Source organism: Planctobacterium sp. R6, from assembly GCF_055755215.1.
The window spans coordinates 1-8,523 of sequence record NZ_JBVTQY010000076.1 but is presented as its reverse complement, the minus strand read 5'-3'; the positions used below and the strand labels follow the sequence as shown (position 1 = coordinate 8,523).

The window sequence follows — 8,523 nt, the reverse complement described above, 5'->3', positions numbered from 1 at the left end:
TCTGATCGAAGGCCAGGAATTTAGTTCAAAAAAATCCCCACTAATTACTTAGCAGGGATTTGTGTATAAGAGACAGCCGCAATGGAGCCTTTGTGCCTATTGGAAGTAATTAAGCTTCTTTTGACTTTTCACGAGAAGCGCGTTTACGATCATTCTCGGTTAACAGCTTCTTACGGATACGGATGCTGATTGGTGTTACTTCTACCAGCTCATCATCGTCAATAAATTCCAGGGCCTGCTCCAATGACATTACGATTGGTGGCACCAGGTTTTGCGCTTCATCAGTACCGGAAGCGCGCACGTTAGTTAACTGCTTGCCTTTAAGTGCGTTTACGGTCAGGTCGTTATCACGGCTGTGAATACCAATGACCATACCTTCATACACTTCAACGCCGTGTCCGATAAACAGACGACCACGGTCCTGCAAATTAAACAGGGCGTTAGTCAGGGCCTTACCAGGTGCGTTAGCAATCAATACCCCGTTCTTGCGTTGACCGATGTTACCACCTTTGTGGTTAGCGTAATGATCAAACGTGTGGTACAACAAACCCGAACCTGAGGTCAGAGTCATAAATTCAGTCTGGAAACCTATCAAACCACGGCTTGGGATCACAAAGTCCATGCGCACCCGGCCTTTTCCGTCCGGAGACATATCGGTTAATTCACCTTTACGCAGGCCAATTTGTTCCATAATTGAACCCTGGTGCTCTTCCTGACAGTCAATCGTCAGTGTTTCGAACGGTTCCTGTAGCTGACCGTCAATTTCCTTAAGAATAACTTCAGGACGAGATACAGCCAGTTCGTATCCTTCGCGACGCATGTTTTCAATCAGAATGCCCAGGTGCAATTCACCACGACCAGATACCCGGAATTTATCAGGGTTGTCCGTTTCGTTGACGCGCAAAGCCACGTTGTGCACCAATTCAGCTTTCAAACGATCCAGGATATTACGCGAGGTGACGAATTTACCTTCTTTACCGGAAAACGGTGACGTATTGACCTGGAAAGTCATGGTAACGGTAGGCTCATCAACCGACAGCGGAGGCAAAGCCTCAACCTTGTTCACGTCACAGATGGTGTCTGAAATTTTCAGCTCACCCAGACCGGTTACCGCGATAATGTCGCCAGCGTAACCAGCGTCCACTTCATGTCGCTGCAGGCCCATATAGCCCAGTATCTGGCCTACTTTGCCATTGCGTTTTTTGCCATCCGCCGTCACAACAGTAACCTGTTGATTCAGTTTAACGCTACCGCGGGTAACACGACCAACACCGATTACACCTACATAAGAGTTATAATCAAGCTGCGAAATCTGCATCTGGAGAGGACCATCTATATCTGCATCAGGTGGTGATACCTGATCTACAATGGTCTGAAATAGTGCCGTCATATCTTCAGCAGGCTGGTCAGAATCTAACGACGCCCAACCGTTTAGCGCTGAAGCGTAAACCACCTGGAAGTCCAACTGCTCGTCAGTTGCCCCCAGGTTGTCGAACAAATCAAATACCTGGTCCATTACCCAGTCAGGACGTGCGCCCGGCTTGTCGATTTTGTTAATCACAACAATCGGCTTTAATCCCTGAGCAAAGGCTTTCTGAGTAACAAAACGCGTTTGCGGCATTGGGCCTTCCTGCGCATCAACCAGCAACAGTACAGAGTCAGCCATTGACATTACACGCTCTACTTCACCACCGAAATCGGCGTGTCCGGGCGTGTCAACGATATTGATACGGTAATCGTTCCATTTAATCGCTGTATTTTTCGCCAGGATAGTAATACCACGTTCTTTTTCAATGTCATTGGAGTCCATGACACGTTCTTCAGTCTCACCCCGGCTTTCAAGGGTTCCTGACTGCTGCAGAAGTTTGTCTACCAGGGTTGTTTTCCCGTGGTCAACGTGGGCTATAATGGCGATATTACGCAACTTTTCTATGGCTACCGGATTGGCTGTCATTTAATGATTTCTCTGTAACTTATTAAAACGATGGCGGACGTCTTCGTCAGCACGCTCAGGTGCTCGGTTTTTAACCGGATGAGGTCAGCGAGGCGCGGATTTTACAGGGTTATCAGAAAATAAGCGATTGAAATCTAAACTTTCTTCAGAATATTCACTGGATTGTCATATTTACAGGTTCAGTTTATTTATTTAACGCATTATTAGACTATGTCTTTGCACCAATATGGATATAGACTAGTGTTTTAACTGATAAACGCCAATACATTGCACTAATTTGGATCGTTATGCACCATACTGGTGCCTGCGGATATAAAAACAGTAACACTGACAAACAGGTGTTTAATATAACCCTATGTTTTATATCGACTTTTATTAAATATTAAGATGGCATGAAAATAGCTAAATACACAAGCTATAGATATAAGCTATGATTTCAGGAATTTTTAAGGTGTTTCCTGACACCAACTATGACCTACTCAACCGGAGGACAATATGTCAGTAGAATCGGCTTTAGCCTTGATTGCAGAAAGTGAAGCAAAGTTTGTTGATCTGAGATTTACCGATACAAAAGGTAAAGAGCAGCACGTTTCTATCCCTGCAGGGCTTATCGACGAAGAGTTTTTTGAAGAAGGTAAAATGTTTGATGGCTCTTCAATCGCAGGATGGAAAGGAATCAACGAATCAGACATGATTTTGATGCCAGATCCCGCTACTGCTGTATTAGATCCTTTTGCTGAAGAGGCACAGGTTAACATTCGCTGTGGTATCGTTGAACCTTCTACTATGCAAGGCTACGACCGCGACCCTCGCTCAATTGCAGCTCGCGCTGAAGAGTATCTAAAATCAACAGGTATCGGTGATACCGCTTACTTCGGTCCAGAGCCAGAGTTCTTCTTGTTTGATGACATCCGCTTCCACACTGAAATGGGCGAGTCTTACTACATGATCGACTCATCAGAAGCCAAGTGGAACTCAGGTGCAGAGTTTGAAGGCGGTAACCTGGGTCACCGTCCTGGCGTAAAAGGCGGTTACTTCCCGGTACCTCCGGTTGACTCTGCTCATGACATTCGTACCGCAATGTGTCTGGTTATGGAAGAAATGGGCCTGACAGTTGAAGCTCACCACCACGAAGTAGCCACAGCGGGTCAGAACGAAATCGCATGTCAATTTAATACTATCGTTAATAAAGCAGACGAAATCCAAATCTACAAATATGTAGTTCACAACGTTGCTGATGCCTACGGTAAATCTGCCACCTTTATGCCTAAGCCACTGGTAGGTGACAACGGTTCTGGTATGCACTGCCACCAGTCTATCAGTAAAGATGGTCAAAACATCTTTGCCGGTGATAAGTACGGCGGTTTGTCTGAAGAAGCCTTGTATTACATCGGTGGTATCATCAAGCACGCGCGTGCCATTAATGCCTTCGCAAATGCTTCTACTAACTCCTATAAGCGTTTAGTACCTGGTTTTGAAGCTCCGGTAATGCTGGCCTATTCAGCGCGCAACCGTTCTGCTTCTATCCGTATTCCTTACGTAACCAGCGCGAAAGCACGTCGTATCGAAGTACGTTTCCCTGATCCAACTGCCAACCCTTATCTGGCCTTTACAGCCATGTTAATGGCCGGTATCGACGGTATCAAAAACAAGATCCACCCTGGCGATGCAATGGATAAAGACTTGTACGACCTGCCAGCAGAAGAAGCCGCTGAAATCCCAACTGTTGCCAGTTCACTGGAAATGGCGTTACAGGCACTGGACAACGACCGTGACTTCCTGAAAGCGGGTGGCGTAATGAGCGATGACATGATTGACGCCTACATCGCACTTAAAGCTGATGAAGTAGAAAAACTTAACATGACTACTGCACCAGTCGAATTTGACATGTACTACAGCGTATAAACCGCAGGTACAAGGTTAATCTGATAAAAACCCGCTTAATAGCGGGTTTTTTTGTGAACATTTTCACTTTTACTATTGAGAAATCCCCCCGGGCAGACAACACTTACAGAGTCTTCCCACTAAATCATTGTGCTATGTCCTGTAAATTCGCCACTTTATTAATGATGTTGTGCCTCTGTGTGAACGCATTGGCGACAACAAAAATATACAAAGTAGTGAAAGCGGATGGCAGCATAGTCTATACCGATAAACCACCGGCTAACGCCCAGGAATATAAACTGGAGGTAAAACCCAACATTATCGCTACACCTACGCACAAAAATAGCGCAACAACGATCCCGGCGAGCAATTCCGCACCATCACCAGACTATAGCGTAACGATCACTTCTCCCGCCAATGAAGCTACTGTGCGCAATAATGCCGGCACTGTCACTATCAGTGCGAATGTATCACCGGAAGTCAAAGGATTGTACAGGCTCATTGTTAATGGTGAGCCCACTGCTCAACAGGCTTCCCCGGTTTTTGAACTTCAGGAACTGAACAGAGGTGAGTATAAAATAAAAATCGAACTTCTTGACCAGTCAGGCAAGCTACTTGCATCTTCTCCGTTAAGCACCTTTTATCTACATAAAGCATCTGCACTAATCAATGCAAACTAGATAATTCAAGGGGTTAGAAAGCAGCGCTTTCAATCCTAAATTTTTTATTGCACTATAATAGTGCATTGCAGTTCTAAATTTATGAGTGAAGATATCAAACTAAATAATTTGCTGGATAATCTTTCAACAGCGATTCTATTGCTTGACGAAAATATGCATATTCAATTTGCTAACCTTTCGTCTGAATCCCTGTTTGAGCATTCCCGCAATCAACTCATCAATCACACCCTGACCGAGTTTCTCATTGGCGACTGTATCAAGATAGAGCGTTTCTACAGCGCACTGCAAAACAGAGACAGTTTCTCGGAAAACGAGATCCAGCTTATTTTCAAGGACGGGCGCCACAGTCTGGCATCAATGATAGTGACCTATTACGAGTCTGCTGAACGGAAGATGTTGGCGCTTGAAATCAACCCGATTGACCAGATCAAAAAGCTCAATCAGGAAAGCCATCAATGGGCGGTACAGCAAGCATCCAGAGATCTGATAAGAGGCCTGGCGCATGAAATAAAGAATCCGTTGGGAGGTATCAGAGGGGCAGCGCAACTACTTGAACGGGAGTTGCAGGACACAAACCTCACTGAATTTACGCAATTGATTATCGAGCAATCCGATCGATTGCGAAACCTGGTTGACAGATTACTGGGGCCAAATAAGCCGCCAGATTTCCAATGGGTTAATGTTCATAGGGTGATCGAAAAAATCCGAACCCTGTTAACTATCGAACACGACAGCATTATTATTGAACGAGATTACGATCCCTCTATCCCGGATATGTATATCGACCAGGATATGTTACAACAGGCAATTTTGAACATTGCCCGCAATTCCGTGCAAGCCATGAATGGCAATGGCACATTAAAGTTTTATACCCGAATTCAACGGCAATCCACCATACACGGCACCCGATTTCCTTTGTGCGCCCAGATCAAAATTATCGATGATGGTCCGGGTATTCCAGATACCATTAAAGACACCTTATTTTATCCTATGGTGACTTCAAAAATTGATGGTACCGGCCTGGGTTTATCCATATCCCAGTCACTAATCAATCACCATAAAGGCAAAATTGAAGTAGATAGCTGGCCCGGACGTACCGAATTCACAATCTTAATTCCCATTGCTAAGAAGGAAGACATCAGATGAGTAATGCTCCTGTATGGATTGTTGACGACGACAGTTCAATTCGCTGGGTTCTGCAAAAAGCATTACAAGGCGCCAATATAGAATGTTTTAGCTTCGAAAACCCCGAGGATTTGCTGTTACAGTTAGACTCAGGTCAGGCACCAGAGGTCATCATATCGGACATCAGAATGCCGCAAATGGATGGTATGCAATTGCTGGAAACCGTACACCAGCAACATCCTGATATTCCCTTTATTATCATGACAGCGCACTCTGATTTAGACAGTGCGGTGAACGCCTATAAACAAGGGGCGTTTGAATATCTCCCCAAGCCCTTTGACATTGATGAAGCTATTACTCTGGTGCAAAAAGCACTTACCAAAGCCAGAGAAAACAATACTAAATCCGGCAACAATGACCCCAGGGTTAAAACTGAAATCATCGGCGAAGCACCTGCTATGCAGGAAGTGTTTAGGGCGATTGGTCGATTATCCCGGTCCAGCATCAGTGTCCTGATAAATGGGGAATCAGGAACCGGCAAAGAGCTTGTTGCACAAGCACTGCATAAGCACAGCCCCAGAGCGGATAAAACCTTTATTCCCCTGAATATGGCAGCTATTCCTGGCGACCTCATCGAATCGGAATTATTCGGGCATGAAAAAGGGGCGTTTACCGGCGCTCAAACCACTCGTGTGGGACGCTTTGAACAGGCTAATGGTGGCACCCTTTTTCTGGATGAAATCGGAGACATGCCCATTGATGTACAAACCAGATTACTCAGAGTGCTGGCCGACGGACAGTTTTATCGCGTCGGTGGTCACGAACCGGTAAAAGTGGACGTGCGTATCATCGCCGCTACCCATCAGGATTTGGAAAAACGGGTCAGTGACGGTAAATTCAGAGAAGATTTATACCACCGACTCAATGTTATTAAAATCCACCTTCCCAAATTGAGTGACCGCAGTGAAGATATCGTACCTCTGGCCCATCACTTCCTGGCATTGGCAGCCAGAGAACTGCAGGTTGAAGCTAAGATTCTCGGGAAAGAAAGCCAGAAAATTCTCAGCAACCTGCCCTGGCCCGGAAACGTCAGACAATTAGAAAACATTTGTCGTTGGCTGACCGTGATGGCGAGCAGTAAAGAAATCCAGCCCGAAGATTTACCGCCAGAAATCCACAAGCAACAGGTATTTACCTCTCAGGAATCATCCCAGGCCACCTGGCAAGAGTTGTTGTCTTTGTGGGCAGACTCACAGTTGCGCTCCGGAAAAAACGATATTTTGAATGAAGCCACTATGGAATTTGAAAGAATACTCCTCGATCGTGCGTTAAATCATACTCACGGGCATAAACAAGATGCAGCAAAACGTCTTGGCTGGGGCAGAAATACCTTAACCAGAAAGCTCAAAGAGTTAAATTACAAATAAGCTGGAACAAGCTGATTTTTTAAAACTGCTTGCAGATAATATACAAAAACTCAGCATACCACGGACTTTTGCTTGTCCTGGTGGCTGACGGCGATGGCATTGGCAGATTGGAACAAACAGCGAAGCGTTACCGCTGTGAAGTTTAAAGCTACAAGGAAGTGTTTGTTTTCCCAATCGTTCCAAATAGGCGCTGTCATCAGTGATGCGCTTTTCCTGTTCAATTGGCAGAGCCCCCGCCTCTTTGAGTTTAGCCGTGGTGTACTGTTCAAAGACTAAGGTGTTGCAACCATGTTCATACACCGGGCTGAGAGAAACAAGTAACCTGATGGTACCTTACACGCCTCCATCAGAAAGCCAGCTTGTGCTGTGATACGATTGCAATGCGATATCATCAGCGCGCTCTAATCGCCGCCATTTCCAAACGGAATCTTCACCATACAATTCATGCAGCGTCTGGTTAAACTCCGCGCTAAAAAGTTATTCAGCGAGCACACCCCACTGTTTGTCATTAAATTGGAAATCAACAGATACAAAAAAGGCCGCTTGCGCGACCTTCTTTTGGGATGGGTTGTAATCGTCGATATTAGTCGATGATTTTAGCTACAACACCAGCACCTACTGTACGACCACCTTCACGGATTGCGAAGCGCAGACCTTCGTCCATCGCGATAGGAGCAATCAGTTCTACTACGAACTTCAGGTTGTCACCAGGCATTACCATTTCTACGCCTTCTGGCAGCTCAACAGCACCTGTTACGTCAGTTGTACGGAAGTAGAACTGTGGACGGTAACCTTTGAAGAACGGAGTGTGGCGACCACCTTCGTCTTTGCTCAGTACGTATACTTCTGCTTCAAACTTAGTGTGTGGGTTGATTGAACCCGGCTTAGCCAGTACCTGACCACGCTCAACTTCGTCACGCTTAGTACCACGAAGCAGAACACCAACGTTCTCACCTGCACGACCTTCGTCAAGCAGCTTACGGAACATCTCAACACCAGTACAGGTAGTAGTTGTGGTTTCTTTGATACCTACGATTTCTACTTCTTCACCAACTTTGATGATACCTTGCTCAACACGGCCAGTTACTACTGTACCACGACCAGAGATTGAGAATACGTCTTCGATTGGCAGGATGAACGGCTTGTCGATGGCACGCTCTGGCTCAGGAATGTAAGAATCCAAAGCTTCGCCCAGCTCGATGATTTTCTTTTCCCACTCTGCGTCGCCTTCCAGCGCCTTAAGAGCAGAACCCTGGATAACTGGCAGGTCATCACCTGGGAATTCATATTCAGTCAGAAGTTCACGAACTTCCATTTCTACCAGCTCTAACAGCTCTTCATCGTCAACCATGTCACACTTGTTCATGAATACGATGATGTAAGGTACGCCAACCTGACGACCTAACAGGATGTGCTCACGAGTCTGAGGCATAGGGCCGTCAGTCGCAGCTAC

Annotated in this window: 7 protein-coding genes; 4 read left to right on the top strand and 3 right to left on the bottom strand. The window is 45.8% G+C overall.

From position 1 onward, the window contains the following. Positions 1-109: 109 nt before the first annotated feature. On the bottom strand, positions 110-1,954 hold the full coding sequence (typA, locus tag AC0J20_RS22865; RefSeq protein ID WP_473023524.1) for a translational GTPase TypA: 1,845 nt from the start codon (positions 1,952-1,954) through the stop codon (positions 110-112). Between the two features lie 495 nt (positions 1,955-2,449). On the opposite strand from typA, the gene glnA reads away from it, so the two are divergent. The 4 genes from glnA (at position 2,450) to glnG (ending at position 7,070) form a co-directional block, all read left to right on the top strand. Continuing rightward, positions 2,450-3,859, top strand: a complete 1,410-nt coding sequence (gene glnA / locus AC0J20_RS22860; protein ID WP_229531468.1) for a glutamate--ammonia ligase — start codon at positions 2,450-2,452, stop codon at positions 3,857-3,859. Positions 3,860-3,993: 134 nt separating this feature from the next. Further along, positions 3,994-4,518, top strand: coding sequence for a DUF4124 domain-containing protein (locus tag AC0J20_RS22855; RefSeq protein ID WP_473023525.1), 525 nt, complete (start codon positions 3,994-3,996; stop codon positions 4,516-4,518). Positions 4,519-4,599: 81 nt separating this feature from the next. Continuing rightward, on the top strand, positions 4,600-5,664 hold the full coding sequence (gene glnL / locus AC0J20_RS22850) for a nitrogen regulation protein NR(II) (RefSeq protein ID WP_229531470.1): 1,065 nt from the start codon (positions 4,600-4,602) through the stop codon (positions 5,662-5,664). Beyond that, positions 5,661-7,070 carry a nitrogen regulation protein NR(I) gene (gene glnG / locus AC0J20_RS22845; protein WP_229531471.1) on the top strand — a complete coding sequence of 470 codons (1,410 nt, stop codon included), beginning with the start codon at positions 5,661-5,663 and terminating at the stop codon, positions 7,068-7,070. The genes glnL and glnG overlap by 4 nt, the downstream gene beginning before the upstream one ends. Here glnG and AC0J20_RS22840 read toward each other — a convergent pair. Together AC0J20_RS22840 and tuf are read right to left on the bottom strand one after the other, a co-directional pair. Next, positions 7,056-7,370, bottom strand: a complete 315-nt coding sequence (locus AC0J20_RS22840) for a hypothetical protein (RefSeq protein WP_473023523.1) — start codon at positions 7,368-7,370, stop codon at positions 7,056-7,058. The two genes, glnG and AC0J20_RS22840, sit on opposite strands and share 15 nt — an antisense overlap. A 283-nt stretch (positions 7,371-7,653) precedes the next feature. Continuing rightward, positions 7,654-8,523 (bottom strand): elongation factor Tu (gene tuf, locus AC0J20_RS22835; protein WP_473023522.1); only part of this gene is annotated, 870 nt, incomplete at its 5' end.

Excerpts from the sequence above, each read along its gene's own strand:
- typA (WP_473023524.1), bottom strand. The coding sequence starts at position 1,954 with ATGACAGCCAATCCGGTAGCCATAGAAAAGTTGCGTAATATCGCCATT.
- glnA (WP_229531468.1), top strand. The coding sequence starts at position 2,450 with ATGTCAGTAGAATCGGCTTTAGCCTTGATTGCAGAAAGTGAAGCAAAG.
- AC0J20_RS22855 (WP_473023525.1), top strand. The coding sequence starts at position 3,994 with ATGTCCTGTAAATTCGCCACTTTATTAATGATGTTGTGCCTCTGTGTG.
- glnL (WP_229531470.1), top strand. The coding sequence starts at position 4,600 with ATGAGTGAAGATATCAAACTAAATAATTTGCTGGATAATCTTTCAACA.
- glnG (WP_229531471.1), top strand. The coding sequence starts at position 5,661 with ATGAGTAATGCTCCTGTATGGATTGTTGACGACGACAGTTCAATTCGC.